Raw genomic sequence first — 1,594 nt, 5'->3', positions numbered from 1 at the left:
CTTTATAAAAGCGTATGTTTTCGTTTTTATTAGTGACTAAAATAGTTTCTAATAGCTCTAGTGCTTTGTCGTACTGTCCGTTTTCGTATGCTAACATGGCTTTAGACAATGGTTGTAACTCTTCTTCTCCTCGTACTACCGGAGCTAATACATTTGGGTATACATCAAAATAAGTTGCATACAGTGTTGCTGAAGTATCTTGCTTCTCTATAAAATAATACGAGCTCCCCAAACCTAAAAAAATAATAACCGAAGCAGCTACTAACCATTTTTTTAAGTTGTTTTGTTTGGTCTTATTCTCTAGCTTCTTTAGTTGTGCCTTTAATTCATCTTTCTCTAAACTTTCTATTACCTTATTAACATCTGTAAACTCTTTAAATAGGGCTTTAAATTCAGTATCTGTTTTTAAAAGGCGCTTAAATTCAGCCTCTTCTAGTGGTGTTAATTTACCTCTGTTATATTTTTGTATAAGTACTTCTTTTTCCATAAACGTATTTTAATCCTCTCCAATTATTAAAGTTCTTAACTTTTTCATACATCTAGATTTATGACTCTTTACTGTATTTTCATCTTTATAGTTAGTTAAAGCCACTATTTCTTTTATTGTTAGGTTTCTATAATAAAACATGTTTAAAATCGATTTACAACGCTCCCCTAATTGTTTATATTTTTTTCTTAGTAATACTTGCTGTTCTGTTAAGCTGTCCTCTTTAAATATTATAATATCGTTATCCGCTTCATGTATATCTTCTGTTATATATAATATCTTTTTTTCTTTTAGTCTATCATATATTTTATGTTTTCCTATTCCAAACAAATACGTTTTAATTGAGCTTTTCTCTAGGCTTAATTGTTTGCTTACAAAATTCTGGAATAGTACAATAATACTATCTTGATATATATCTATAACGTCCTCCTTTGGTAAATTAAATTTAGACGCATAATTAAGAAAAGCTTCTTTATATAAGAGATAAACTTCTTCTAAGGCGTTCTTATCATTATTTCTTAAACGTTGTTCTAAATCTGTTGGTTGTTTTTTCATTAAGTAGATTTAATAGAAAAAAGGTTAACATAAAAAATAAAATATATAAATGTTAACCTTTTTATTCTTTCCCATACAAAAGAGAAATAATCATAATCTAAAGTATTAAAAATGGCACTAAACAACAAATTATTTTTAGGTATCATCACTATAATCCTTTCTTTTAACTGTAATGCACAATTACTAAACAAACTAAAGAAAAAAGTTAAAGCTAAAATTGAGGATAAGGTTGTAGAAACTGTAGACCAAAAAACCGATAAAACACTAGAGGACATTACCACTAATAAAAAGCCAAATATAGAGCAAGATGTATATGTCTTTAACCAAAGTATTTTATTAGAGTTAAGCGCTAACGACAACGAGAAAACAACTTTAGAATTCTTCTTTAGCAAACAAAATTCTAATATATCATGTATAAAACTAGGGGCTTCAGAAAATGATGCTATGGAAGGTGATATATATAATGTTTTAACTCCAGATCATGCAACTGTATTTATGGATTTACCAGGAATGAAAATTAAAAAAAGCATTACAGATCAAGATATTAAGGCT

The 1,594-nt window shown here is 28.0% G+C and carries 3 protein-coding genes; 1 reads left to right on the top strand and 2 read right to left on the bottom strand.

Features of this window, described 5'->3' with window-relative positions; all coding sequences use genetic code 11:
- Together ACVC2P_RS11360 and ACVC2P_RS11355 are read right to left on the bottom strand one after the other, a co-directional pair.
- Window positions 1-487, bottom strand: a 487-nt coding sequence (locus tag ACVC2P_RS11360) for a hypothetical protein (RefSeq protein ID WP_452598589.1), incomplete at its 3' end; no start/stop codon positions are given.
- A 9-nt stretch (window positions 488-496) separates the two neighbouring features.
- Complete coding sequence (locus ACVC2P_RS11355) at window positions 497-1,042, bottom strand: RNA polymerase sigma factor (protein WP_452598588.1); 546 nt, start codon at window positions 1,040-1,042, stop codon at window positions 497-499.
- Window positions 1,043-1,153: 111 nt separating this feature from the next.
- On the opposite strand from ACVC2P_RS11355, the gene ACVC2P_RS11350 reads away from it, so the two are divergent.
- The coding region (locus ACVC2P_RS11350) for a hypothetical protein (RefSeq protein WP_452598587.1) at window positions 1,154-1,594 on the top strand (441 nt) is incomplete at its 3' end.

It is taken from the genome of Pontimicrobium sp. MEBiC01747, assembly GCF_053601635.1.
The sequence above is the reverse complement of the archived record's forward strand: the minus strand, read 5'-3'. Positions and strand labels throughout refer to the sequence as shown.